The organism is Streptomyces sp. WMMB303 (assembly GCF_029351045.1).
In the GTDB taxonomy this organism is placed as follows: Bacteria; Actinomycetota; Actinomycetes; order Streptomycetales; family Streptomycetaceae; genus Streptomyces.
This window is the reverse complement of sequence record NZ_JARKIN010000001.1, coordinates 1,070,698-1,095,716: the sequence shown is the minus strand read 5'-3', so window position 1 is coordinate 1,095,716 and position 25,019 is coordinate 1,070,698. Positions and strand designations below refer to the sequence as shown.

The 25,019-nt window shown below is 73.1% G+C and carries 21 protein-coding genes; 14 read left to right on the top strand and 7 right to left on the bottom strand.

Annotated features, from left to right (window positions below; all coding sequences use genetic code 11):
- The first annotated feature begins 44 nt into the window (after positions 1 to 44).
- The 3 genes from cmk (at position 45) to der (ending at position 2,992) form a co-directional block, all read left to right on the top strand.
- Entirely contained in the window at positions 45 to 779 is a 735-nt protein-coding gene (cmk, locus tag P2424_RS05030) for a (d)CMP kinase (RefSeq protein WP_276474585.1), read from the top strand.
- 65 nt (positions 780 to 844) lie between these two features.
- A complete protein-coding gene (locus P2424_RS05025; RefSeq protein ID WP_276478828.1) occupies positions 845 to 1,441 on the top strand; it encodes a lysophospholipid acyltransferase family protein in 597 nt (198 codons plus the stop codon).
- Positions 1,442 to 1,513: 72 nt separating this feature from the next.
- On the top strand, positions 1,514 to 2,992 hold the full coding sequence (gene der / locus P2424_RS05020) for a ribosome biogenesis GTPase Der (protein ID WP_276474584.1): 1,479 nt from the start codon (positions 1,514 to 1,516) through the stop codon (positions 2,990 to 2,992).
- 56 nt (positions 2,993 to 3,048) lie between these two features.
- Here the strand turns inward: der and P2424_RS05015 are convergent, their stop codons facing one another.
- Both P2424_RS05015 and P2424_RS05010 read right to left on the bottom strand, forming a co-directional pair.
- Positions 3,049 to 3,339: a hypothetical protein gene (locus tag P2424_RS05015; RefSeq protein ID WP_346660066.1), complete on the bottom strand. Its 291-nt coding sequence runs from the start codon at positions 3,337 to 3,339 to the stop codon at positions 3,049 to 3,051.
- 203 nt (positions 3,340 to 3,542) lie between these two features.
- A complete protein-coding gene (locus P2424_RS05010; RefSeq protein ID WP_276478826.1) occupies positions 3,543 to 4,358 on the bottom strand; it encodes a hypothetical protein in 816 nt (271 codons plus the stop codon).
- A gap of 459 nt (positions 4,359 to 4,817) precedes the next feature.
- Here P2424_RS05010 and P2424_RS05005 point away from each other — a divergent pair, with 459 nt between their 5' ends.
- From P2424_RS05005 to P2424_RS04985, 5 genes are all read left to right on the top strand, one after another.
- Complete coding sequence (locus tag P2424_RS05005; RefSeq protein WP_276474583.1) at positions 4,818 to 5,441, top strand: transglycosylase family protein; 624 nt, start codon at positions 4,818 to 4,820, stop codon at positions 5,439 to 5,441.
- Between the two features lie 269 nt (positions 5,442 to 5,710).
- Complete coding sequence (locus P2424_RS05000) at positions 5,711 to 6,961, top strand: glycosyltransferase family 4 protein (protein WP_276474582.1); 1,251 nt, start codon at positions 5,711 to 5,713, stop codon at positions 6,959 to 6,961.
- Positions 6,958 to 7,956: a hypothetical protein gene (locus tag P2424_RS04995; RefSeq protein WP_276474581.1), complete on the top strand. Its 999-nt coding sequence runs from the start codon at positions 6,958 to 6,960 to the stop codon at positions 7,954 to 7,956. The genes P2424_RS05000 and P2424_RS04995 overlap by 4 nt, the downstream gene beginning before the upstream one ends.
- A gap of 102 nt (positions 7,957 to 8,058) precedes the next feature.
- Positions 8,059 to 9,045, top strand: coding sequence for a YafY family protein (locus P2424_RS04990; protein ID WP_276474580.1), 987 nt, complete (start codon positions 8,059 to 8,061; stop codon positions 9,043 to 9,045).
- A gap of 269 nt (positions 9,046 to 9,314) precedes the next feature.
- Positions 9,315 to 9,542 (top strand): I78 family peptidase inhibitor, encoded by a 228-nt coding sequence (locus P2424_RS04985; protein WP_276474579.1) that lies wholly within the window; start codon positions 9,315 to 9,317, stop codon positions 9,540 to 9,542.
- Positions 9,543 to 9,552: 10 nt separating this feature from the next.
- Here the strand turns inward: P2424_RS04985 and P2424_RS04980 are convergent, their stop codons facing one another.
- The 3 genes from P2424_RS04980 to P2424_RS04970 form a co-directional block, all read right to left on the bottom strand.
- Complete coding sequence (locus P2424_RS04980; protein WP_276474578.1) at positions 9,553 to 10,461, bottom strand: phosphatase PAP2 family protein; 909 nt, start codon at positions 10,459 to 10,461, stop codon at positions 9,553 to 9,555.
- A 294-nt stretch (positions 10,462 to 10,755) separates the two neighbouring features.
- Entirely contained in the window at positions 10,756 to 11,922 is a 1,167-nt protein-coding gene (locus P2424_RS04975) for a glycosyltransferase family 39 protein (RefSeq protein ID WP_276474577.1), read from the bottom strand.
- Positions 11,915 to 12,049 (bottom strand): hypothetical protein, encoded by a 135-nt coding sequence (locus P2424_RS04970; protein WP_276474576.1) that lies wholly within the window; start codon positions 12,047 to 12,049, stop codon positions 11,915 to 11,917. Before P2424_RS04970 ends, P2424_RS04975 begins: the two co-directional genes overlap by 8 nt.
- A gap of 198 nt (positions 12,050 to 12,247) precedes the next feature.
- Between P2424_RS04970 and P2424_RS04965 the strand changes: the two genes are divergently transcribed.
- Positions 12,248 to 13,969, top strand: coding sequence for an MFS transporter (locus tag P2424_RS04965; protein ID WP_276474575.1), 1,722 nt, complete (start codon positions 12,248 to 12,250; stop codon positions 13,967 to 13,969).
- Between the two features lie 43 nt (positions 13,970 to 14,012).
- Positions 14,013 to 15,197 (top strand): acyl-CoA dehydrogenase family protein, encoded by a 1,185-nt coding sequence (locus P2424_RS04960; protein ID WP_276474574.1) that lies wholly within the window; start codon positions 14,013 to 14,015, stop codon positions 15,195 to 15,197.
- 49 nt (positions 15,198 to 15,246) lie between these two features.
- Here the strand turns inward: P2424_RS04960 and sepF are convergent, their stop codons facing one another.
- The gene (gene sepF, locus P2424_RS04955; protein ID WP_019355337.1) at positions 15,247 to 15,705 is read right to left on the bottom strand and encodes a cell division protein SepF; all 459 of its coding nucleotides are present in this window, start codon (positions 15,703 to 15,705) and stop codon (positions 15,247 to 15,249) included.
- Between the two features lie 476 nt (positions 15,706 to 16,181).
- Between sepF and P2424_RS04950 the strand changes: the two genes are divergently transcribed.
- A complete protein-coding gene (locus tag P2424_RS04950; RefSeq protein ID WP_276474573.1) occupies positions 16,182 to 17,096 on the top strand; it encodes a S1 family peptidase in 915 nt (304 codons plus the stop codon).
- Positions 17,097 to 17,671: 575 nt separating this feature from the next.
- A complete protein-coding gene (locus P2424_RS04945) occupies positions 17,672 to 18,748 on the top strand; it encodes a S1 family peptidase (protein ID WP_276474572.1) in 1,077 nt (358 codons plus the stop codon).
- Between the two features lie 258 nt (positions 18,749 to 19,006).
- On the opposite strand, the gene P2424_RS04940 is transcribed toward P2424_RS04945, so the two are convergent.
- Positions 19,007 to 20,035 (bottom strand): aspartate-semialdehyde dehydrogenase, encoded by a 1,029-nt coding sequence (locus tag P2424_RS04940; protein ID WP_276474571.1) that lies wholly within the window; start codon positions 20,033 to 20,035, stop codon positions 19,007 to 19,009.
- A 461-nt stretch (positions 20,036 to 20,496) separates the two neighbouring features.
- Between P2424_RS04940 and dnaE the strand changes: the two genes are divergently transcribed.
- Positions 20,497 to 23,979 carry a DNA polymerase III subunit alpha gene (gene dnaE, locus P2424_RS04935; protein WP_276474570.1) on the top strand — a complete coding sequence of 1,161 codons (3,483 nt, stop codon included), beginning with the start codon at positions 20,497 to 20,499 and terminating at the stop codon, positions 23,977 to 23,979.
- Positions 23,976 to 24,998 carry a helix-hairpin-helix domain-containing protein gene (locus P2424_RS04930; RefSeq protein WP_276474569.1) on the top strand — a complete coding sequence of 341 codons (1,023 nt, stop codon included), beginning with the start codon at positions 23,976 to 23,978 and terminating at the stop codon, positions 24,996 to 24,998. Before dnaE ends, P2424_RS04930 begins: the two co-directional genes overlap by 4 nt.
- The last annotated feature ends 21 nt before the right edge of the window (positions 24,999 to 25,019 follow it).

Here is a 25,019-nt window from a genome sequence, read left to right as displayed (position 1 = left end):
TGCGCCGCGCGCGAGCCTCAGACCCACGAAAGGTGCCCACAACCGTGTCTGCAACCCCGGCAGTGATTGTCGCCATCGACGGCCCCTCCGGTACGGGCAAGTCGAGCACGTCCAAGGCCGTCGCGGCCCGGCTGGGGCTGAGCTACCTCGACACCGGGGCCCAGTACCGGGCGATCACCTGGTGGATGCTGAACAACGGTGTCGACACCGCCGACCCCGACGCCGTCGCGGCCGCCGCGGGCAAGCCCAGCATCCTCTCGGGCACCGATCCGCTCTCCCCGGCGATCTCGGCCGACGGCGCGGACGCCTCCGGCCCGATCCGCACCCAGGAGGTCACCGCCGCGGTCAGCGCGGTCAGTGCGGTGCCCGAGGTACGGGAGCGGATCACCGGGCTCCAGCGGACGATCGCGGCGGAGGCGCGCGGCGGCATCGTCGTCGAGGGCCGGGACATCGGCACCACGGTGCTGCCCGACGCGGACCTGAAGGTCTTCCTCACGGCCTCGCCCGAGGCGCGGGCCGCCCGGCGGAACGGCGAGCTCAAGACCGCCGACGGCACCTCCGTCAGCGATCTGGCCGCCACCCGGCAGGCGCTGACCGCGCGCGACCGGGCGGACTCCAGCCGCAAGACCTCGCCGCTGAAGAAGGCGGACGACGCCGTCGAGGTGGACACCACCGAGCTGACCCTGGAGCAGGTCGTCGAGTGCGTCGTCACCCTCGTGGAGAAGGCGGCGGCGGGCAAGGAGGGTCCCGCGCAGGACCGGGAGAAGGCCGCCAGGTGACGGGATCCGACTCCGCCGCGAGCGAGCGGGGCGCCGCCGTCGGCCGCCGGATCGGCATCGGGCTGATGTACACCCTGTGGCGGCCCCGGGTGCTGGGCGCCTGGCGGGTACCCGCCACCGGTCCGGTGATCCTCGCGGTCAACCATGCGCACAACATCGACGGGCCCATGCTGATGGGGACCGCACCGCGGCCGGTGCACTTCCTGATCAAGAAAGAGGCGTTCGTCGGTCCGCTCGACCCGTTCCTGCACGGCATCGGCCAGCTCGAGGTCGACCGCAGCGGCGCCGACCGCACGGCGGTGACCGGCGCGCTGGCGGTACTGAAGCAGGGCGGGGCGCTGGGGATCTTTCCGGAGGGCACCCGCGGCGAGGGCGACTTCGCCGCGCTGCGCGGCGGGCTCGCGTACTTCGCGCTGCGCTCCGGCGCACCCGTCGTCCCGGTCGCGGTGCTCGGCAGCTCGGATCGCCCTGGCCGGCTGATACGGGCGCTGCCGCCGCTGCGCAGCCGGGTCGACGTGGTCTTCGGCGACCCGTGCACCGTGGGCGACGGCTCCGGCCGCCGGACCAGGAAGGCACTGGACGAGGCCACCGTACGGCTCCAGGAACGGCTCGCCGGGCATCTGACCGAGGCCAGGCGGCTCACCGGCCGCGCCGCCCCCTGACCCCCGTACCACCGGCGGCCGCACCCTTCGCGGCAGCCGCACAGACCCGCTGAACGACGAGGACGAGACGTCATGAACGACCAGATGCACCCCGCCGACGACGGCGCCGAGCCCGGCCACGGTGAGCTGGGTGACGCCGAGTTCGCCGAGTTCATGGAACTCGCCGCCGAGGAAGGCTTCGACCAGGACGAGGTCGAGGGCGCGCTCGGCGAGGCGGGGCACGGGCCGCTGCCCGTCCTCGCCGTCGTCGGGCGGCCCAACGTGGGCAAGTCGACCCTGGTGAACCGGATCATCGGCCGTCGCGAGGCCGTGGTCGAGGACCGTCCGGGGGTCACCAGGGACCGGGTCACCTACGAGGCGGAGTGGGCGGGCCGCCGCTTCAAGGTCGTCGACACCGGAGGCTGGGAGCAGGACGTCCTCGGTATCGACGCCTCCGTCGCGGCGCAGGCCGAGTTCGCCGTCGAGGCCGCCGACGCGGTGGTGTTCGTGGTGGACGCCGCCGTCGGCGCCACCGACACCGACGAGGCGGTCGTCAAGCTGCTGCGCCGCGCGGGCAAGCCCGTGGTGCTGTGCGCCAACAAGGTCGACGGCCCGTCGGGAGAGGCCGACGCGGCCTATCTGTGGTCGCTCGGCCTGGGCGAGCCGCACCCCGTCTCGGCGCTGCACGGGCGCGGTACCGGCGACATGCTGGACGAGGTGCTCAAGGCGCTGCCCGAGGCGCCCCGGCAGACCTTCGGCGGCGTCCCGCTGGGCGGCCCGCGCCGGGTCGCGCTCATCGGCCGCCCCAACGTCGGCAAGTCCTCGATGCTGAACAAGGTGGCGGGCGAGGAGCGGGTCGTCGTCAACGAAGAGGCCGGCACCACCCGGGACCCGGTGGACGAGCTGATCGAACTCGGCGGCCGGACCTGGAAGTTCGTGGACACGGCGGGGATCCGGCGGCGGGTCCACATGGCAGAGGGCGCCGACTACTACGCCTCGCTGCGTACCGCCGCGGCGCTGGAGAAGGCCGAGGTCGCGGTCGTACTGATCGACGTCAGTGAGTCGATCAGCGTGCAGGACCTGCGCATCATCACCATGGCGGTGGACTCCGGCCGGGCGGTGGTGCTGGCCTACAACAAGTGGGACACCCTGGACGAGGAGCGCCGCTACTACCTGGAGCGGGAGATCGAGCGGGACCTCGTCCAGGTGCGCTGGGCGCCCCGCGTCAACGTCTCGGCACGCACCGGGCGGCATGTGGAGAAGCTGGTGCCGGCGATCGAGACGGCACTGGAGAGCTGGGAGACACGGGTGCCGACGGGCAAGCTCAACGCTTTCCTCGGCGAGATCGTCGCCGCGCACCCGCACCCGGTACGTGGCGGGAAGCAGCCGCGCATCCTCTTCGGCACCCAGGCAGGCACCCGCCCGCCGCGCTTCGTGCTGTTCGCCTCGGGCTTCCTGGAGGCCGGCTACCGGCGCTTCGTGGAGCGTCGGCTGCGCGAGGAGTTCGGTTTCGAGGGGACGCCGGTACAGATCTCGGTCCGGGTGCGCGAGAAGCGCGGCCGCAAGAAGTAGCCGCTCCGGGGCGCTGCCCTGCCGGAACCCGGGGGCCGGGCTCCGGCAGGGCGCCGTCAGCGGTGGTGGCCGTGGCGGGGTGCCGGAGGCAGCGCGGGAAGCTGCCAGGAGGGGGTGTGCCAGGCAGGCGGGGACTCCTGGTCGCCCCAGGCGCCCGACCCGACGCCGTGCACCGTGCCGAATCCCTCGAAGCGCAGCTCTTCCTCGCCGCTGCGGTCTCCCGGCAGAGCCCGGAAGAGTCTGCGGTACTCCGCGTACAGCGAGTCGTAGATGGGAGTGGACCCCTCGGGGGACGAGCTGTACGGCGCCCGCATCCGGGGTACGGCGGGGGCCCCGGACGCGCTCACGGCGCGGCCGTGGCCGAGATGCGGGTGATGGGCTCGGAGAGGCTCGTATTGCTGCACGTCTGCCCAACGACCGTGCGGCACACCGGATGCGGTCCCGTGCGGCGAATGACCGGATCGCACCAGTCGTCCGGGGATGTCCGTACTCTCGCTCCCGGCTGCCGGGAGGAGCCGGGAGCGCGGCCCGGGCGCGTGCGGAGGGCGGCTCATGTGCCGGTCAACGGCATCGTGCCGGCCACCAGTACGCCCCCGGCCGCCGCCTTCTCCAGCGCTTCCCGCAACAGGTCCTCGCGCGGCTGCTGGCCGATGGAGCCCGCGGGGGCGGCGTAGACCACGACCGTGTGGTTCTTGGCGGCCGCAGTGCGCCAGCCCTCGGTGACGGCGAGCGGCTGGTGCGCCTGCCACCAGGCGACCGGCTGTCCGCCGGGCGTGGCGGGAGGCTGGAAGACGGCGTGCAGTTGCCCCATGGCCACCAGCACCGACCACCCGGCCACCGGGGCGGGCGGCAGCCCCACGTCGGTGACGGGCAGGAAGCCCTGCTCGATCAGCAGCGGCAGGAAGTCGTCGCCCGGACCGTCCGAGCCCGGACGGGCGATCGGCCCGGTGGGCTCCACCACGAGCGCGGAGCGCGCGGTGCCGTCGATGAGGACCTGGCCGCAGGTGATGCCCAGCACCGCCTGGCGCTGCCCCGTCCCCGGCTCGGCGGCGGGTGAGGGGACGGCGGGCGCTGCGGGCGGCTCGGCCGGGGTGGACTCGGATGCGGAGAGGGTGCGTACCGCCCCCTGGAGTTGGTCCTCGGCGACGGTCACCACCTGGGAGGGGATGCAGGCCGCGTGTGCGAAGGCGAGGACCGCGGTCTCCTCGCCGACGAACAGCACGGTGCTGGTGCGCTCCTGGCCGGTGTTGCCCCGGGCGCGGCACGAGGTGCAGTCGTAGTCTCCTGGGGCGTTCTCTCCGGCGAGCAGCCTCTCGGCTTCTGCTTCGCCGATCTCGGCGCGTACGGCGTCGCTGACATCGAGCATGGGGGACACGGGGACTCCTGGCTTTCGGTTCCTGTTCGCCTGGACAACGGGAGATCTGTGGTCGCGGTCACGCGCGGGTGCCGGTGCGCGTCCCCCGTTCGTACGCAACCGGTCACATAGTCGGGAGAAGAGTTCACACCCCGTCAATACCTGTTGGGTGCGCGGGAGTTCGACTGGTGAGCTGACTCACAACGGGCCGGTCGGGCTGTCGACTACTGACCGGAATGTACCTGTTCGGGGGGCGTCCTGAAACTGCTGTTATCGCCGGTAACCGGCGCATGGCCTGCAAAGACCATGTTCTGGTTGCAATTCGGGCGAGTTGCTCCCTACATTCCACGGCGGTGCACCGAGCACCACCCGGGACAGGTGGAGTCGAGTGCGGGCGCCGGACGCGCCCACCACTACTCGGCCCGCACGGGGGAGCAACGGGGTCTCCCGGGTTCGTGGAGAGGGTTCGAATTGTCCAAGCGTCGTACAGCAGTGCTCACGGGTGCCGGTCTCGCCGCCCCGCTCGCCCTGCTCGCCGCCACGGCTCCGACGGCCTCGGCGGCGTCGAACGACGGAGTGTGGGACCGCATCGCCCAGTGCGAGAGCGGAGGGAACTGGCAGACCAACACCGGCAACGGCTACTACGGCGGCCTGCAGTTCTCGGCAAGCACCTGGCGGGCTTACGGGGGTGGCGCCTACGCGCCCACCGCCGACAAGGCCGGCAAGGCCGCGCAGATCGCGGTCGCCACCAAGGTGCAACAGGCCCAGGGTTGGGGCGCCTGGCCCAACTGCTCGGTCAAGGCCGGAGCCTCCGGCACGCCACCCCGGGCGACCGGCCCGGCGCAGTCCGAGCAGGGCTCCGGGCAGCAGTCGGCGCCGCGCGCCGACTCCCCGTCGAACGACCGCCCCGCCACCCATCCGGGCCGCAGTGCCACACGCGGCGGATCCGGCAACTACACGGTCGAGAGCGGTGACACCCTCGGCTCGATCGCCGCGGCGCACGGCAAGGGCTGGAAGGACCTCTACCGTGCGAACAAGGACGTCATCGGGGGCGATCCCGACCTCATCCTCGTCGGTCAGAAGCTCGACGTCTGACCACTCGCTCCCGGCCGCCCGGCGGCCGGAGCGGAGCGGCCCCGCCAGGTGCGTGCCTGGCGGGGCCGCCGTGCCTGCTCCGGTGCCGGGCGGCTACGTCCCGCGCACGAATTTCGTTCCCCACAACAGGTCACAAAAGTAAAACCATTCAGAACTCTTCTGAAACAACCTGCTCAACGCACCCAACCCTGCCCCGCACTTAACGGTCTAGCTCGGTGACAGGCGGACAGAGGGGGACTGACCGCGAGGATGCGTGGGACTCGGGACAAATGCACATTTCCTTCTTGCTCCACAACGGGTATGCCATCGGGGGCACCGTCCGTACCACCTACAACCTGGCCCGCTCCCTGGCCGAGCGCCACGACGTCGAAGTCGTCTCGGTCTTCCGGACCCGGGACCGGCCGGTGTTCGACCCGGGGCCGGGGGTGCGGCTGCGTCATCTCGTCGACACCCGCGGAGTGCGCTCACCGGACAGCCTGGGCGCCGAACACACCCGGCCCGCCCGGGTCTTCCCGGAGTCCGACGGCAAGTACCCGATGTACAGCGAGCTGACCGACCGCCTCATCGGGGACCACCTGGGCAGCACCGAGGCGGACGTCGTCATCGGCACCCGGCCGGGCCTCAATGTGCACCTCGCCCGCCAGACCCGGCGCGGGCCCGCGAGACTGGGGCAGGAGCACCTCACCCTCGCGACCCACTCCCGCAGCCTCAGACGCGTGCTGCGCACCGTCTATCCCCGCCTCGACGCGCTGACCACCGTCACCGAGGCCGACGCCACCGACTACCGCCGCCTGCTGCGGCTGCCCGGTGTCCGGGTGGAGGCGGTCCCCAACAGCGTCCCCGCACCGGCCGTCGAACCGGCCGACGGCACCAGCAAGTGGGTCGTCGCGGCGGGCCGGCTCGCCCCGGCCAAGCGGTACGACCTGCTGGTGCGCGCCTTCGCCAGGGTCGTGGCCGAGCGGCCGGACTGGCGGCTGCGGATCTACGGGGGAGGACGGGAGCGGCCCGGGCTGCGCGCCCTCATCGACGAACTCGGACTCTACAACCACGTCTTCCTGATGGGGCCCATCCACCCCATCGAGCCGGAGTGGGCCAAGGGGTCGATAGCGGCCGTCACCTCCAGTCTGGAGTCCTTCGGCATGACCATCGTCGAGGCCATGCGCTGCGGCCTGCCCGTCGTCGCCACGGACTGCCCGCACGGGCCCGCCGAGATCGTGCGGCCCGGCGTCGACGGACGCCTCGTGCCGACGGGCGATGAGGACGCCGTCGCCGGAGCGCTCCTCGGCCTGATCAACGACGACGAACTGCGCCGCCGGATGGGCCGGGCCGCGCTCAACGACTCCGCGCGCTTCGACCCCTCGCTCATCGGGGCCCGCTACGAGTCGATACTCCACGACCTCGTCGGCAAGGGCAGCCGGGGCCTGCACCGTACCCGCGCCTCGCTGCTGAGCGGGGCCTACGCCGTCAAGGACGCGCTGGCCAACGGGCAAGCGGCGCTCCAGGGAGGACACACAGCATGAGCGGCAGCACGATCAGGACCGTCACCACAGGAGCGGCGTCCGTCGCCGACGGCCCGCTCGCCCCTCTTCCCCTCGGCGCCGAGGAGGAGCACCGCCACGACGCTGGAGAACCCGTGCCCCCACAGCCCGCCCAGCGCGGCCCGGCGACCGACTGCACCGCCGACAGCGCGGGCGGCCTCACCTTCGACCTGAGGCTCGCCGGGACCGACGCCGGGACCGGAAGCGAGGAGGCGGGACTGCTGCTGCGCCGCCGTCCGGACGTCTCGGGCGAGACGGAAGAGGTCCGGCTGCCGCTGACCCCGGTGCAGGACGCGGAGCCCGGCACGCTGCGCGCCGCGCTGCCCAGCACGGTCAGGCTGACCGAAGGGCGCTGGAACGTCTTCCTCGCGCTCGCCGGACGCGATCCGCGCAGACTCTCCCCGGGCGTCAACGACCTGCGCTCGCTGGTGGACCGGGTTCCGCACGAGAACCGCGGCTGGCTGGGCGTGCGCATCCCCTACGCCACCAAGCACGGCAACCTCAGCGTCCGGTCCTGGATGCGCTGGCCGCACGCAGAGGCCGGTGCGCTGCGGATGCGGGACGGCGCCCTGGAAGTAGGCGGCCGGCTCTACGGCGCCGAGGTCTCCGCCACCGCGCGGCTGGAGGCATGGCCGCGGCGCGGGCCGGCCGAGCCGGTGATCGCCGACGCGGCCGGGAAGGAGGGCGACCGGCGGGAGTTCGCGGCCGTACTGCCGTTCGCGGCGCTGCTCGGGGGCCGGCTGTGGGACCTGTGGCTGCGCCCCGCCGAAGGGGCCGAGGCGGTGCGGGTCGCGCGGATCCTGGACGATGTCCCGGACAAGAAGCGGATCTTCACCTATCCCGCGCAGCCCGTCACCCGGGACGCCGGACAACCGGCCGCGGCCGGTCCGGTCGCCGACGAGGCCGCGGCGGTCACCGCGAAGCCGTACTACACGCTCAACAACGACTTGGCCGTGCGGATCGACCGCGTGGAGTGAACCGGGGACCGCGGGCGCACGCCACCGAGCGGGAGCGGGCCCCGGACCCGTCCGGTCCGGGGCCGGGCGCGCCTCGCTCGCGGGTGCTGCCAGAATCACTCCATGCTGGACACCTCGGCACGGCTGTTGCGGCTGCTTTCGCTGCTGCAGACCCATCCCGACCGCTCGGGCGGTGACCTCGCCCGACGGCTCGGTGTCACTCCCCGCACCGTCCGCCGGGACGTGGACCGACTGCGGGAGCTGGGCTATCCGGTCCACTCCGTCAGCGGCACCGCCGGCGGCTACCGGCTCGGCGCCGGGGCCCGGCTGCCGCCGCTGCTGCTCGCGGACGACGAGGCGGTCGCCGTCGCGGTGGGGCTGCGCGGCGCGGCGGGCGGCGCCGTAGAGGGGGTCAGGGATGCCTCGGAGCGGGCCCTCGCCAAGCTGGAGCAGGTCCTCCCGGACCGGCTGCGCCGGAGAGTGGCGGCGCTGAACGAGTTCACCGTGCAGTTGACCGGTCCGCACGGCGGGCCCACTGTCGAGCCGGGTGCGCTCGCCGAGCTGGCCCGCGCCTGCCGAGACCACGAGCGGCTGCGCTTCCGGTACGAGTCGCACGAGGGCGTCCCTTCGCACCGGCTGGTGGAGCCGCACCGGCTGGTGACCACGCACCGCCGCTGGTACCTGGTGGGTTGGGACACCGAGCGCGCCGACTGGCGGACGTTCCGGGTCGACCGGATCACCCTGACTCCGCCGCACGGACCGCGGTTCGAGCCCCGGCCGGCGCCCGCCGGGGACCTGGCCGCCTGGGTGGCCGAAGGCATCTCCACGCGGGTTTACCCGGCGCAGGCCACCGTTCTGCTGCACGCTCCCGTGGCGGTGGCGGCCGAGCGGATATCCCTGGCCGCCGGCACCCTGGAGGCGGTCGACGAGCACAGTTGCCTGCTGCGGACCGGCGCCGCCTCGCGGGAGACGCTGCTCGTCCATCTGCTCCTGCTCGACTTCGACTTCGAGGTCCGCGGGCCCGCGGACCTGGCGGAGCAGCTCGTCCTGCTGCGCGACCGGCTGTCCCGCGCACTGGTCTCCGCCGACCGGGAGGAAGAGCGGCGGTAACGCATTGTTCAGCAGTTCTTCCGATGGTTTCAGTTCGGGCTTCCCGCGCTGTTCCGGAATTCGTAGGACAGTCGGCAATGCCTCTGGTCGGGGCATCGGAAAGCGAATGCGGAATTCGCCGAATTGCGTGGCGTGCAGACGCGCGGAGACCACGTACGAGTGAAGCGGGCAACGGGGGAGCGTGCACGGAGCGTTGTGACGCAAGTGTGACGCCGCTGCTGCGAAGGCGGGACTTCCGGCTGCCGCGGCCGGGTGCATACGGTGGTCCCATGGCACCGGAATCCGCAGCACCACAACCCCCCGACGACACCCCGCAGGACGCCCCCGAGGACTATGTGGGTCTCGGCGCGCAGGAGGCCGAACAGCGGGCCCGCGCGCGGGGCTGGTCGAGCGTGCGGCTACTGGAACCGGACGCGATCATCACCATGGAGTACGTGGTGGGGCGGCTGAACCTGGCGGTCGAGGGCGAGCGGGTGGTCCGCTGCTGGGCGGGCTGACGACCGGCGGTCACGACCGGGACGAGGCGGCCGAGCGCGTCTCGTCCGCCGTGCGCGGCAGTGCAGCACGGGTTCCGTTCCCGGAGTCCTGTGCCGGGAGCCGGGCCCCGACCAGCGGTTGCCGGGCCGGCAACGGCTGCGCGGCGGGCGAGGCGGCCGGCGAGGGCTCACCCGGCTGGGGTGACCCCGCTGTGCTGAACCGTTCACGCAGTGCCAGAACGGTGGCCTCGACTCGCGCGATCGCGGGTTCGCACCAGGGCAACCCCAGCAGGATCAGCAGTCCGGCGGCCCAGCCGAGGAGTACGTCGCTCACCCAGTGCGTACCGAGGTAGACGGTGGTCGCGCCCACTCCGAGCGCGAAGACGGCGGCGACGACGGAGAGCCATCTGCGGGCCCGCGGCGTGGTGGCCAGGTAGGCGAGGATGCCCCAGGTCACCACGGCGTTGGCGGTGTGTCCCGAAGGGAATATATCCCCGCCGGCCCACAGTTCGGCCGAGCCGATCTCGGTGGCGTAGTGCGGGCCCAGGCGGCCGAGGCCGATCTTCACCGCGCCGACCGACGCGTTGAGCAGCAGCAGCGCGAACCCCAGGGCCAGCAGCGGCCGCAGCGTGCGCTGCCGCCAGGAGCGCCAGCCCAGCCACGCCGCGACCAGCACCGCGGTGGGACCGCGCTGCCCCAGCACCACGAAGGCGTCCAGGAACCCGTGGATGGCGGGCCACTGCTTGTACGGGCGGAAGAGCATGACCTGCCAGTCGAGCTGCACGAGCCAGGTCGTGCCCAGCACGGCGACCACGATCGCCAGGTAGAAGGCGACCGTGGTGCTGAACAGGCCCAGCCGGACAGGGCTCATCCGCGGGAAGGGCCCGCGGGGGCGATGAGGCTCCTGCTCCAGCCGGGAGAAGATTCGGTCGGTACGCACCTAATCGAGATTACCGGCCGTGAAGAGCCGGTCCGGCGAGGGCGGCCCGTTCGTGATGCCGATGTGATGTGCAAAAAGCGCCTCGTACGGCCCGGGTACTGTTTATCCCCCACGATTCCGGGCCCGATTCATTGTCGGGACGGGACCGTGAAGCGACTTCCGTCACACGTGGGTTGACGGAAATTCGCACCATTCACCGGTCGGTGCACCCTGCCTTTGTCGCGCGTCGGCGCGACCCGCGCCCCTGCGTACGCCCCCTGCGCCTCTCGGAGTCCTGTGCGCCCTGGTCGGTCCTCACGGCGGTCCGGAGCCGTTGAGCCACCAGGCGCCGTAGCAGGCCGAGACGGCCGCCAGACCGCACAGCACCACCGCGGCGGCCGGGCGCCGCCACCGCGCCAGCGCGACCGCCACCGGGAGCAACAGTGGGTAGGCGGGCAGCAGCAACCGGGGCTTGGAGCCGAAGTACCCTTTGGCGCCCAGCGCGAGAGCCACCACCAGCCCCGTGTACACCAGCAGCGCCGCGGGCTGCCGGCGCCGGACGCACTGCACGCACAGCCAGAGCACCAGGGCCACCCCCGCGACCAGCCCCAGGCCGCCGGCCGGCGTGTCCCCGAAGGTGTCCCGGACGAATCCCGCGAACGCCAGGCTGCCGTCGAAGCCGTTGCCCCACTGCTCCTGGACGTCCAGGTACCCGGTCACACTTCCGGTGCGGAACCCCACCCAGACGACGTACCCCAGCCACCCCATGGGTGCCAGCAGCAGCCCCAGCGCCATGCGCGCATCCGGTCGGCGCCGCTCCCGCCACAGTTCCAGCAGCGCCGCGATCCACACCGCGGCCACCACCGCGGCCCCCACCGGGCGGGTCAGCCCCGCCAGCGCGGTCAGGGCGCCCGCCCACACCCACCGGCCCCGCAGCACCGACCACAGCGCCCAGGCGGCCAGCGCGGTGAACAGTGACTCGCTGTAGGCCATCGACTGCACCACGCCGACCGGCAGCGCCGCCCACAGCACCGCCAGGCAGACTCCCGCACGGTGCCCGTGCAGCCGCGCGCCCGTCAGATACAGCGCCCAGGCCGCCGCCAGCGAGGAGAGCCAGCTCACCAGCATGCCCGCGTCCGGCGCGGTGAGCGGGGAGAGCTCGGCCAGTCCGCGCTCCAGCGCCGGCAGCAGCGGGAAGAAGGCCAGGTCGGAATGGACGCCGCCGTCCGGGAGCCGCACCTGGTAGCCGTACCGGCCGTCGGCGACCCGGGTGTACCACAGGGAGTCCCAGCGCGCCGTGAGCAAGGTGTGCGCACTCGTGCCCCGCTCCGCGCTCCAGAGCGCCAGCACCAGCAGGCCCAGCACGCGCACGCCCGCGTAGGCCGCCAGCGCGGCGGCGGGCCCGCGCAGGAGTCGGCGGCTGCCGTATCCGGTGGTCCCGGAACGCACCTCGGGTGTGCCCGGGTCGGCGAGGTCAGTCATTCGGACGATTATTGGCCACGCTCCCGGCGCCCGGTGCGGCGGGCGGTCCGGCGGGAAGGATGCGACCGGTGTCCGGAAACTGCTGGAAAATCGCGGTCATGCACAGCCGCACGTCGGGCAGCTGCACCGGGGGCGCTCCTTCCGTTTGATGGGGGAGCACTGGACGCCCGTGCCGGTTCGCGTACGCTGACCGGCACTTGCCCCTCTTCACCGGGGCCGGACGCCGACGCCGATCGGGCCGCGTGCGAGAGCCGCGATCCGGGCAGCCGTCCCCCACCCCCCCACGGTCCGTCCCGCGGGTGCGAGAGCAACAGGAGGTGCGTACATGTCCGGGACGACCACGGCCATATCGCGGAAGGCGGCGGACGTCCCCGGCAGCGGACCGGGAGCGCGGTCCGACCGGGAGGCGAACCGGTGGGTCGTGCTCGTCGTGCTCTGCACGAGCCTGCTCCTGGTGGCCGTCGACGCCACCGTGCTGCACGTCGCCGTGCCCGCGGTCTCCGAGGACCTGCGCCCCGGCTCCATCGAGCTGCTGTGGATCGTGGACACCTATCCGCTGGTGTGCGCCTCGCTGCTGATCCTCTTCGGCACCCTCGGCGACCGGATCGGCACCCGCCGGGTGCTGCTGTTCGGCTACGCGCTCTTCGCCGCCGCCTCCGCCGTCGCCGCGTACGCGCCCACCCCGGATGTGCTGATCGCCGCCCGGGGGCTGCTCGGAGTGGGCGGTGCCATGATCATGCCCGCCACCCTATCGATACTGCGCCAGGTCTTCCCCGACCGCCGGGAGCGGGCGCTGGCCGTCGGCATCTGGAGCGCCGTCGCCGCGGTGGGCGCGGCGGTCGGGCCGCTGGTCGGGGGAGCGCTGCTGGAGCACTTCTGGTGGGGCGCGGTCTTCCTGGTCAACATTCCGCTGATGGCCGCCAGCCTCCCGGTGGGGCGGTGGCTGCTGCCGGAGTCGGCCACCGGCAGCGACGGCCCCTGGGACGTCCTGGGCGCTGTGATGGCGGCTCTGGGCCTCTTCGGAGTGATACTCGGGGTCAAGCAGGCGGGGGGCGGCGAGGTGCTCACCCCGCTGTGCTGGCTGCCGCTGCTCGCCGGGGCGGTGCTGATCGCGCTGTTCGTGCGCCGTCAGCGGCGGCGCACCCATCCGCTGATCGACTTCGGCACTCTCACCCGGGCCGCCTTCGGCACCTCCGTGGGCTGCATCGTGCTGACCGTGCTGGCGCTGGTCGGACTGGCGCTGATCGCGGCCCAGTATCTGCAGCTCGTCCTCGGGCTCTCCCCGCTGGAGACCGGGCTGCGGCTGCTGCCGCTGTCCGTCGCCGCCATCGCGGCGGGGCTGCTGGGCTCCCGGCTGCTGGCGCTGCTGGGCCCGCGGGCGATGGTCGCGCTCGGCTTCCTGGTGACCGCGGCCGCGGTGCTGTGCCTGACCGGGGTGGGCCAGCACGATCGGCCGGGCCTGCTGGTCGGCGGGTTCGTGCTGCTCGGCTTCGGCCTGGAGACCACCCTGTTCGGCTGCTACGAGTCCATGCTCAGCGAGGCACCGCCCGGCCGGTCCGGCGGCGCGGCCGCCGTCGGTGAGACCGCCTACCAGCTCGGCGCCGGCATCGGCATCGCTCTGCTGGGCAGTGTGATGAACGCCGCCTATGGGCCGGGGGTGCGGGACGCCGCCCACCGCCTCGGTCTCCCCGACCGCACCGGTGCCGATGCGGCGCACTCGCTCGGGGAGGCGTACGAGGTCGCCGGACACCTCGGCGGCGCTTCGGGTGCCGCGCTGCGGTCCGCCGCGCGGTCCTCGTTCGTCACCGGGCTGCATGTGACCCTGCTGGTCAGCGCCTGCCTGCTGCTGCTCGGTGCGCTGGCGGCGCTGCGGTTGCCCCGGCGGATGGAGACCGCCGGGGCAACCGCGCCCGTGGAGGGCTCCGGCGATGCCGAGTCCGGCACCGGAGCAGGTGCCGCCTCCGCCGCCCCGCGGCGGGCCCGGGCCCGCGAGGACCGGTCGGGGCGCGCCGAGAACCCCTTGTCGCGAGGCGTTACCCAGCCGTAGCGTCTGGTCGGTATCCGTGCTCGTCCCCTTCCGGAGGCCGCCCATGAGCCCGCTGCCCGCGTTCGACGCGCACGATCCGCTGGGGATCGACGACCTGCTCGGCGACGAGGACCGCGCCGTGCGCGACACCGTGCGCGCCTGGGCCGCCGACCGGATCCTGCCCCATGTCGCCGACTGGTACGAGCGGGGAGAACTGCCCGGCATCCGGGAACTCGCCCGGGAACTCGGCTCGCTCGGTGCCCTGGGCATGTCCCTGACCGGCTACGGGTGTGCGGGCGCGAGTGCCGTGCAGTACGGTCTGGCCTGCCTGGAGCTGGAGGCCGCCGACTCCGGTATCCGCTCCCTGGTCTCGGTCCAGGGCTCGCTGGCGATGTACGCCATCCACCGGTTCGGCAGCGAGGAGCAGAAGCAGCGCTGGCTGCCGCCGATGGCGGCGGGCGAGGTGATCGGCTGCTTCGGGCTGACCGAGCCCGACCACGGCTCCGACCCCGGCGGAATGCGGACCCACGCCCGGCGCGACGGTGCGGACTGGGTGCTCACCGGCCGCAAGATGTGGATCACCAACGGCTCGGTCGCCGGGGTCGCCGTGGTCTGGGCCCGCACCGAGGAGGGGGTCCGCGGGTTCGTGGTCCCGACGGACGCGCCGGGCTTCTCGGCGCCCGAGATCAAGCACAAGTGGTCCCTGCGTGCCTCGGTCACCAGCGAACTCGTCCTCGACGAGGTGCGGCTGCCGGCGGAGGCGATGCTGCCCGAGGCGCGCGGGCTGGGCGGCCCGCTGAGCTGCCTGAGCCACGCCCGGTACGGGATCGTGTGGGGTTCGATGGGCGCCGCGCGGGCGTGCTTCGAGACGGCGCTGGCCTACGCCACCGAACGGGAGCAGTTCGGCAAGCCGCTGGCCGGCTTCCAGCTCACCCAGGCCAAGCTGGCCGACATGGCGGTCGAGCTGCACAAGGGACTGCTGCTCGCGCACCACCTGGGGCGGCGGATGGACGCGGGACGGCTGCGGCCGGAGCAGATCAGCCTGGGCAAGCTGAACAACACCCGGGAGGCCATCGAGATCTGCCGTACCGCCCGGACCGTGCTGGGTGCCAACGGTGTCTCGCTGGAGTACCCCGTGATGCGGCACAGCACCAACCTGGAGTCCGTGCTCACGTACGAGGGGACGGTGGAGATGCACCAGTTGGTGCTGGGGAAGGCGCTGACCGGCGTCGACGCCTTCCGGGGCTGAGCAGCGTCCACCGCGCTGCGGAGGGGCTGTTCGCCGGCCCCTCCGCAGCTCAGCTCTGGTTGAAGAAGCCGCCCTGGTCGCGGCGGTCCTCGTTGGTGACGACGCTGTAGTCGGGCGGCGTCAGCAGGAAGACGCGGTTGGCGACCCGTTCGATGGAGCCGCGCAGGCCGAAGGTCAGCCCGGCCGCGAAGTCGACCACACGCTTGGCGTCCGCGGGGTCCATGGCGGTGAGGTTGACGATCACCGGGACCCCGTCCCGGAAGAGCTCGCCGATGCCGCGGGCGTCCCGGAAGCAGTCCGGGCTGACCGTCGCGATCTTGGTGCCCTGGTCCTGCGCCGTCTCGGCCGTGACGCGCACTCTGGGGTCGGTGACCCACGGCTCGCGTGCGGCGTTCCCGGTCTCCGGCCCCTCGGCCGGGCCGTCCGCCCCGTCGGCATAGTCGTAGTACCGCATCTCGCTGTCGTCGACGAGGCCCAGCCAGGCACTCGCCTTGCGCACCGATCCCATGGACGCCTCCTCTCCTCTGCGCGGTGTCCCACCGTTGCTAGCGCTCCGCCGCGGGTCCGCAACCCCTATGGTCGTCCATGATGCTGATGATGCGCCAAGCGGTTACCCGTCCAGCACGACATTCGTGACGGTTCTGGTGCACAAACGGGTGGCGCTCGAGCAAGGTTGTTGTTCCGGGGGCTGGTGACGGGGCGCGGGGTTGTGCCGCATTGCCCCGTTCCGGCCGTGACCGGTGGTCGCCCGACGACATCCGAGTGAGCGACGGTCCGGTCGTGCGCCCAGATTGACAAGGGGCTGGCCAGGGATAGGCCAGAACCCTCTTCTCCCCCGCACCTACCGGTGCCAAACGGTGTGGACGGCAGGCGAACTGGACCGACGGAGTCCGAAAGATGCCCTTGCGGGGCCGGAATGCCGCCGCGAATACTCCATGCAGCGTTTGTCAGGAGCACGCTTGGTTTCCCTGATCGGGAGGAAAAGTGAGGACCAAACGCACAAAAGCCAACGACAGCACGGCCGGACGCAGACGCAACCGGCTGATCGCCGTCGCGTCGGGCATGGTGGCGGCCGGGGCGCTGATCGCGCCCGCCACGGCCGTCGCGGAAGCTCCGTCCCCCCACACCTTCACCGCGAGCCAGCTCGGCTCGGCGAGCGACGCCGTACGTGCGGCGGATGTCGCCGGCACGGCCTGGCACGTCGACAAGAAGAGCGACAAGGTCGTCGTCGCGGTCGACAGCCGCGTCTCGGACGCCGACATCGCCCGGATCCGGCACAGTGCCGGGAAGAACGCGGGCGCGGTGGAGATCGAGCACGTCAAGGGTACGTTCAAGAAGTACCTCTCGGGCGGGGACGCCATCTACTCGGGTTCCTACCGCTGTTCGCTGGGCTTCAACGTCCGCAGCGGCAGCACGTACTACTTCCTGACCGCCGGGCACTGCACCGAGGGCGGCGGCGACTGGTACACCAACTCCAGTCACTCCACCCGCATCGGGCCCACCGTCGGCTCCAGCTTCCCGGGTAACGACTACGGGATCGTGCGCTACGACAACACCTCGATCTCGCACCCCGGTACCGTCGGCGGGCAGGACATCACCAGGGCCGGCACGCCGTCCGTGGGTCAGACCGTGACCCGGCGCGGCAGCACCACCGGCACCCACAGCGGCCAGGTGACCGGGCTCAACGCCACGGTCAACTACGGCGGCGGCGACATCGTCTACGGCCTCATCCGCACCACCGTGTGCGCGGAGCCGGGCGACAGCGGCGGCCCCCTCTACCGGGGCAGCACCGCACTCGGCCTCACCTCCGGCGGCAGCGGCAACTGCAGCAGTGGTGGGACGACCTTCTTCCAGCCGGTCACCGAGGCGCTCAACGCGTACGGCGTGAACGTCTACTGACGCAGCGCCACCCGTGCCGGCCGAGCACCGCTCGGTCCTGTGCCCGTACACGCTCCCTGGGTGTGTGTACGGGCACTTCCGTGTGTGCGGGCGGGGCCGTGGCCGCGGAGCGTTCTCGCGTGGAGGCGGGATGCGAGCTGCGGTGGGCCCTTCCTCCGGCGGGGCGTCTTTGTGCGTGCGTGCGCGGGTGTGTTGGTGCGCGCGACGGGCGCCGCGTCGCCGCACGCGGGCGGACGCGCGGCGAAGTGCCTCGATGTGCTGCCGCAATTGGGCCGCCGGGGCGACGAATACCGGACAGGTCCATGCCTTACCTCATGAGCACATGGTGTCGCCCGCCGTGTTCGTTCCGCCGGACGTCAGGGACAGGAAGGGACGTTCGGCATCTTGACAACCGAACCGAACTTCCGGTCGGCTGACGTGATCTGGGCCTTGTGCGGAGGTCGGGGTGATCGCAATACTCGGCGCACAAGTTGGCATGGACGCGACTTTCTCTTGGGTAAGAGGGCCGTGTCCGTACATCCTCCGGGACCACCCCGCTCCGGGGCGGGTCCCAACCCCCCACTGGAGGTATCACCTTGTCCAACCACCGACGCGCACCCAAGAGGCGGATACTGCTGGCCGGCGCGGGCGCAGCGGCCCTCGCGGCCGGCGCGCTCACGGTCACCACCGCCAACGCCGCGCCCGAGGCCCCCTCGGTCAAGACCCTCTCCTCCGGCTCGGCATCGAAGCTGGCCTCGAAGCTCACCTCGGACATCAAGGGTGACGGCGGAGCCTACTACGACGCCAAGGCCAAGCAGCTCGTCGTCAACGTGACCGACGACGCGGCCAAGGAGAAGGTCGAGGCGGCCGGAGCCAGGGCCCGGGTCGTCGAGCACACCCTCTCCCAGCTCACCTCGGCCAAGAAGACGCTCACCGAGAACGATGTGACGGGCACGGCCCGCGCCGTCGACGTGAAGGCCAACAAGGTGGTCGTCACCGCCGACAGCACGGTCGAGGGCGCCGAGCTGGCCAAGCTCGAGAAGCAGCTCAAGGCCCAGGGCGGCAAGGTCGAGCTGAAGCGCACCGAAGGCAAGTTCACCACCAAGATCGCCGGTGGGGACGCCATCTGGGGCGACGGCGGCCGCTGCTCGCTCGGCTTCAATGTCACCACCGCGGACGGCAAGCCCGGTTTCCTGACCGCGGGCCACTGCACCACCGCGATCTCCTCGTGGTCCGACTCGCAGGGCGGCCAGCCCATCGCGGAGAGCGGGGAGGGCAAGTTCCCGGGCAACGACTACGGCATCGCCACCTACACCGGTGACACCGACCACCCGAGCGAGGTCGACCTCTACGACGGCAGCACCCAGGCCATCTCCGGCGCCGGAGAGGCCGAGGTGGGCCAGAAGGTCACCCGCAGCGGCAGCACCACCCAGGTGCACGACGGCACGGTCAAGGCGCTGGACGCCTCCGTCTCCTACCCGGAGGGCACCGTCGACGGGCTGATCCAGACCGACGTGTGCGCCGAGCCGGGCGACAGCGGCGGCTCGCTCTTCGCGGGCGACAAGGCGCTGGGTCTCACTTCCGGCGGCAGCGGTGACTGCTCCTCGGGCGGCGAGACCTACTTCCAGCCGGTGCCCGCCGCGCTCGACGCGCTCGGTGCCAAGATCGGCTGACCCCGCGGGACCGGCCGACCCCGGTCGGCCGGGCGGCGGGCCCGGCCCCCGCACGGGATCCTGGTGAGCCCCTCCGGAAGGGGCTCGGACCCCCCACAGCGGAACCCCCCGGACGTGGTCCGGGGGGTTCCGTACTGCTGTGCGGCTGCCGTGCCGCGTGCCGTGCGCCGGAGGGCGAGGGTGCGACCCGGTCTGCACCCGCGCGGGCGGCCGACCCGCTTCCGCCGCTTCGCCGGCCCGTTCCGAACGCCCAGGTGGTCAGCCCAGTTCGGCGGCGACCAGCTCGGCGATCTGCACGGCGTTGAGTGCGGCGCCCTTGCGCAGGTTGTCGTTGGACAGGAAGAGCGACAGGCCGTGCTCGACCGTCTCGTCGGTGCGGATCCGGCCCACGTAGCTGGTGTCCTTGCCCGCGGCCTGGAGCGGGGTGGGGATCGGGGACAGCTCCACGCCCGGCGCCGCGGCGAGCAGCTCGGCGGCCCGCTCGGGGCTGAGCGGGTTTGCGAAGCGGGCGTTGACCTGCAGCGAGTGACCGGTGAAGACGGGGACGCGCACGCAGGTGCCGGAGACCTTCAGCGCGGGGATGTCCAGGATCTTGCGGCTCTCGTTGCGGAGCTTCTGCTCCTCGTCGGTCTCGGCCAGGCCGTCGTCGACGATCGAGCCGGCCAGTGGCAGCACGTTGAAGGCGATGGGCCGCTTGAACTTGTCCGGCTCGGGGAAGTCCACGGCCTCGCCGTCGAAGGTGAGCCGGGTGGCGTCGTTCTCCACCGCCTTGCGCGCCTGGCCGTCCAGTTCGGCGACGCCCGCCAGGCCGCTGCCGGAGACCGCCTGGTAGGTGGCGACGACCAGCGCGGTCAGCTCCGCCTCCGCGTGCAGCGGACGCAGTACCGGCATCGCGGCCATGGTGGTGCAGTTCGGGTTGGCGATGATGCCCTTGGGGCGCTGCCGGGCCGCGTCCGGGTTCACCTCGGAGACGACGAGCGGCACCTCGGGGTCCATCCGCCAGGCCGAGGAGTTGTCGATGACGACCGGGCCCTGGGCCGCGACCTTCTCGGCGATCGCCTTGGAGGTGGCACCGCCCGCTGAGAACAGGACGATGTCCAGTCCGGCGTAGTCGGCCGTGGCCGCGTCCTCGACGGTCACCTCGCCGTCCTTCCAGGGCAGCGTCCGGCCCGCGGAGCGCGCGGAGGCGAACAGCCGCAGCTCGTCGACCGGGAAATCACGCTCGGCCAGAATCTCGCGCATCACTGTGCCGACCTGACCGGTGGCTCCGACAATCCCGACCTTCATGGGGCTCCTTCTGCTGAACGCGCGGCCTCGTGGGTTCGTCCCGCCGCGCTGGTCTCGTGCGTGTCCCGCGTGCCCCTACCCTGCACGGTGCCGGGTACGGGGTGCCAGCACTTTGATTTGGGTCACAGCCCGGCACCGCGGTGCCGCCCGCCTCGGTGGTTCACGCGCGGGGCGTGCGCAGTCCTGCGGTCGGCCCCGTAGCCAGCGTACGCAGGTGCTGTCCGCGCTGTCGGCGGCCGGCAAGGGCGTCCTCGTCACTTCAGCTCGACCTCGCCCGCCGGCCCCGGCCTGCTCCCGAAGCCCGCCCCGGCCCTCGGGGAGGGGGCCGCCGGCCCGGTGGCCGCCCCCGTGCGGCGGAGGGGCCGGCGGCGTGGTGTGCTATTCGAATATAGATTCGATAGCTGGTCTATTGTGGTTGCTCGGGACAGAGGGGGGTGCTGAGGCAGGAGGTGGTGCGGACGATGTCGGCGTTCACGCATCTGCACGTGGCCTCCGGCTTCTCCATGCGCTTCGGTGCCTCGCACCCCGAGACGCTCGCCGAGCGGGCCGCCGAGCGGGGAATGGCCGCTGTCGCCCTCACCGACCGGGACGGCGTCGCGGGGGCCGTCCGCTTCACGAAGGCGTGCGCACGCGCCGGGGTGCGCCCGCTGTACGGGGTCGATCTCGCGGTCGGGCCGCCGCCACCGGACCAGCCGGACGTGCGGGGCGGAGAGCGGCGCCGCACCCCGGTCAGAGGCGGGCGCTTCATCGACGAGTCCGCCCGGCGCGCCGTCTTCCTCGCCCGCGACGGCGCCCGCGGCTGGGCCGAACTGTGCCGGATGATCACCGAGGCGCACGCCGCAGGGCAGGACGCGCCGCTCCTTGCGCGGACCGCGCTGCGCGGCGACGCCGTGACGGTGCTGCTGGGCGCCGGTTCCGACGTCGGGCGCGCCCTCGCCGCGGGCCGCCCCGACCGCGCGGCCGCGCTCCTGGGGTGGTGGCGCGAGATCCACGGCGACGCGCTCCGGCTGGCCGTCTCCGCCGCCGGGCCGCTGCGCGAGGCCGCCGGAGCGCTGGGACTGGCGGCGCAGGAGGGCGTCACCCCCGTCCTGACCAACGCGGTGCGCTACGCCGATCCGGCTCCGTCCGCCGAGGTGAACGTCGCCGACGTACTGGACTCCGCCCGCCGCCTCGTCCCCGTCGACCCGCGCGCGGGGCTCGACAGCGGTGAGCGCTGGCTGAAGGGGCCCGCGGAGATGGCCGCCGCCGCGGAGCGGATCGCCGAGGCCGCCGGATACCGGCGCAACACCGCGCACCGTCTGCTCGCCCTCACCGAGGAGACCGCGCAGGCCTGCCGGGTCGACCCCGAGGAGGATCTGGGCCTGGGCCGGATCCACTTCCCCGAGTCCCGGCTGGCGGACACCGGCGGCCGCACCGCCGTGCGCGTCCTGCGCTCCCGCTGCGCCGCCGCGATGGTGGCCCGCCGCTACGACCGGCAGCCCGCCCGCTGGCGACGGCTGGAGGACGAGCTGGCCGTCATCGAGAAGCTCGGCTACTCCTCGTACTTCCTGACCGTCGCCCGCATCGTCGAGGACGTGCGGGAGCGGGGCATCCGGGTCGCCGCGCGCGGCTCGGGCGCCGGGTCGTTCGTCAACCATCTGCTGGGCATCGCGCACGCCGACCCGGTCGAGCACGGGCTGCTGATGGAGCGGTTCCTCTCTCCGCGCCGGGCCGAGCTGCCGGACATCGACATCGACGTGGAGTCGGCCCGGCGGCTGGAGGTCTACCGCGCGGTCTTCGAACGCTTCGGCGAGGAGCGGGTGGCCGCCGTCGCCATGCCCGAGACCTACCGGGTGCGGCACGCCATCCGCGACGTGGGCGCGGCGCTGGCGCTGGACCCGGCCGAGACCGACCGGCTGGCCAAGGCGTTTCCGCACATCAGGGCGCGGGACGCGCGCTCCGCGCTGGCCGAGCTGCCGGAGCTGGCGGAGCTGCGGCGGGAGGCGGCCGAGGGAGCGCCCGCCGGGCACGGGGAGCGCTTCTGGGAGCTGGTCGAGGCGCTGGACGGGCTGCCCCGCGGGATGGCCATGCACCCGTGCGGGCTGCTGCTCTCGGACGCGTCGCTGCGTGCCCGTACGCCCGTCGTGCCCACCAGCGGCGAGGGTTTCGCGATGGCGCAGTTCGACAAGGACGACGTGGAGGACCTCGGACTGCTCAAGCTGGACGTGCTGGGCGTGCGGCTCCAGTCGGCGATGGCGTACGCGGTCGCCGAGGTGGAGCGGGCGGCGGGGGAGCGGATCGACCTGGACGCGGTCCCGGAGGGTGACCGGGCCACCTACGAGCTGATCCGCTCCTCGGAGACGCTGGGCTGCTTCCAGATCGAGTCGCCGGGCCAGCGCGAGCTGATCGGCCGGCTCCAGCCGGAGACCTTCCACGACCTGGTCGTGGACATCTCCCTCTTCCGTCCGGGACCCGTCGGCGCCGACATGGTCCACCCCTTCGTCGAGGCCCGGCACGGGCGGCGCCGCATCCGCCATCCGCATCCCGACCTGGCGGAGCCGCTGGCCGAGACGTACGGCGTGGCGGTCTTCCACGAGCAGGTGATCCGCATCCTCTCGCGGTTCACCGGCTGCGACCGCGGCCGGGCGGACGAGGTGCGGCGGGTGCTCAAGGACGAGGAGCAGCGCCCCGCCGCGAAGCTCTGGTTCGAACGCGCGGCGGCGCGCCGGGGTTTCGCGGCCGGAACGGTCGCGCACGCCTGGGAGATCGTGGAGTCCTTCGGCTCCTACGGGTTCTGCAAGGCGCACGCCGTGGCGTTCGCCGTGCCGACCTACCAGTCCGCGTGGCTCAAGGCGCACCGTCCGGCCGCCTTCTATGCCGGGATCCTGGAGCACGACCCGGGGATGTACCCCAAGCGGCTGCTGCTGGCGGACGCCCGGCGGCGCGGGGTTCCGGTGCTGCCGCTGGAGGTGAACCGGTCCGCCGCCTCCTATCGGATCGAACTGGAGTCCGAATCTGGGGTGTGGGGGCTGCGCCTCGCGCTCGGCGAGGTGCAGGGCATCAGCGAGGCCGACGCGGCCCGTATCGAGGCCGGGCAGCCCTACGACTCGCTCGCGGACTTCTGGCGCCGGGCCCGCCCCTCCCGGCCCGTGGCCGAACGCCTCGCCCAGGTCGGCGCGCTGGACGCCTTCGCCCCCGGCGGCAACCGCCGCGACCTGCTGCTGCACCTCGCCGAACTGCACCGCACCCAGCGTGCCGCCGGAGCGCGCGAGGGGCAGCTCGCGCTGGGCGAGGGCGACGGACCCGCGGACCGGGCCCCGCAGCAGGCCGAACCGGTCCACCTGCCCGACCTGGACCAGGGCGAACGCCTCGGCGCCGAACTGGATGTCCTGGGAATGGACACCTCCCGCCATCTGATGACCGACCACGTCGCCTTCCTGCGGGAGCTGGGCGCCCGGTCGGCCCGTACCCTGCGCACGGCACGGCACGGCGAGACGGTGCTGATCGCCGGGGCCAAGGCCGCCACCCAGACCCCGCCGCTCGCCTCCGGCAAGCGCGTCATCTTCACCACCCTGGACGACGGCACCGGCCTGTCCGACCTCGCCTTCTTCGAGGACGCGCACGCCGCCTGCGCCCACACCGTCTTCCACTCCTGGCTGCTGCTGGTGCGCGGCGTCGTCCAGCGGCGCGGGCCGCGCAGCCTCACCGTCGTCGGCTCCGCCGCCTGGGACCTGGCCGAACTGGTCGAGCTGCGCCGCACCGGCGGCCTGGAGGCGGTCACGGCCCGGCTGGCGGAGCCGCCGGAGGGCGGCCCGCAGCCCGCCGACGGTCCGGGCCGCACCCTCCAGGTCGCCCCCGGATACGAGATGCACCCCTGGGCGGACCTCCGCCCCGCGGGCGAGACGGCGGGGTCGGCCAGGGCGCTCCGCAGGATGTGGCACTCCAGCCCGGGGAGCGCGGGATGAGCGGCCCGGCGCCGGCACCCGCCGGACCCCGGCGATCCCACGTGCTCTATGTGCACTTCGACGGCACCGGGGCCACCGCGCCCGGACGTCACGACGCGCTCCTCGCCCTGCTCACCGACATCACCCCCGTCGTCCAGGCCCTGCCCCCGGACGCCGCGCTCGCCGACGTCCGGGGTGCGCTGCGGTACTTCGGACGGGACGCCGTCGACCTGGCACGGCTCGTGCGGCTGCGCGCCCTCGCGCTGTACGGAACCGACTGCACCGTCGGGGTCGCCGCCAATCCGCTGCTGGCACGGATGGCCGCACAGGCGGGGGAACCGGGGCGGGTGCGCGAGGTGCGCCCCGAGGACGCGGCCGGCTTCCTCGACCGCAGACCGGTGGCCGCGCTGCCCGGGGTCGGCCCCGCGACGGCGCGTGCGCTGTGCGCCTACGGCCTCGACAGCGTCGGCCGGCTCGCCGCCGCGCCGCCCGCCACGCTCCAGCGGATCCTCGGCGCCGCGGCGGGGCGGCGGCTGCACGAGCGGGCGCGGGGGATCGATCCCGCGCCCGTCACCCGCACGGCACCACCGCGCTCCGCGGGCGCCGAGCACCGTTTCGAACGGGACGAACTCGACGCCGACCGGCGCCGCGGCGCGCTGCTCACCCTCGCCGACGAGCTGGGGTTCCGACTGCGTGCCGAGGGGCAGGTGGCCCGGGCCCTCACCCTCACCGTCCGCTATGCCGACCGCACCGCCACCACCCGTACCCGCTCACTGCCCGAACCCACCGCGCACACCCCCAAGCTGACCGCCGCCGCCTATGCGCTGCACGACGCGCTGGGCCTGCAGCGCGCCAGGGTCCGGGGCCTCGCGCTCCGCGCCGAGGAGCTGACGGCGGCCGAACTCGCCTCCCACCAGCTTTCGTTCGACGTGCGCGAGGAGAAGGCCCGCCGCGCGGAGGCGGCGGCCGACCGCGCCCGCCGCCGCTTCGGCGCGGCCGCGGTGCGCCCGGCCGGGTCGGAGCCGCCGAAAGCGGCCTGAGGCGCCCCGGCCTCCCGGGAC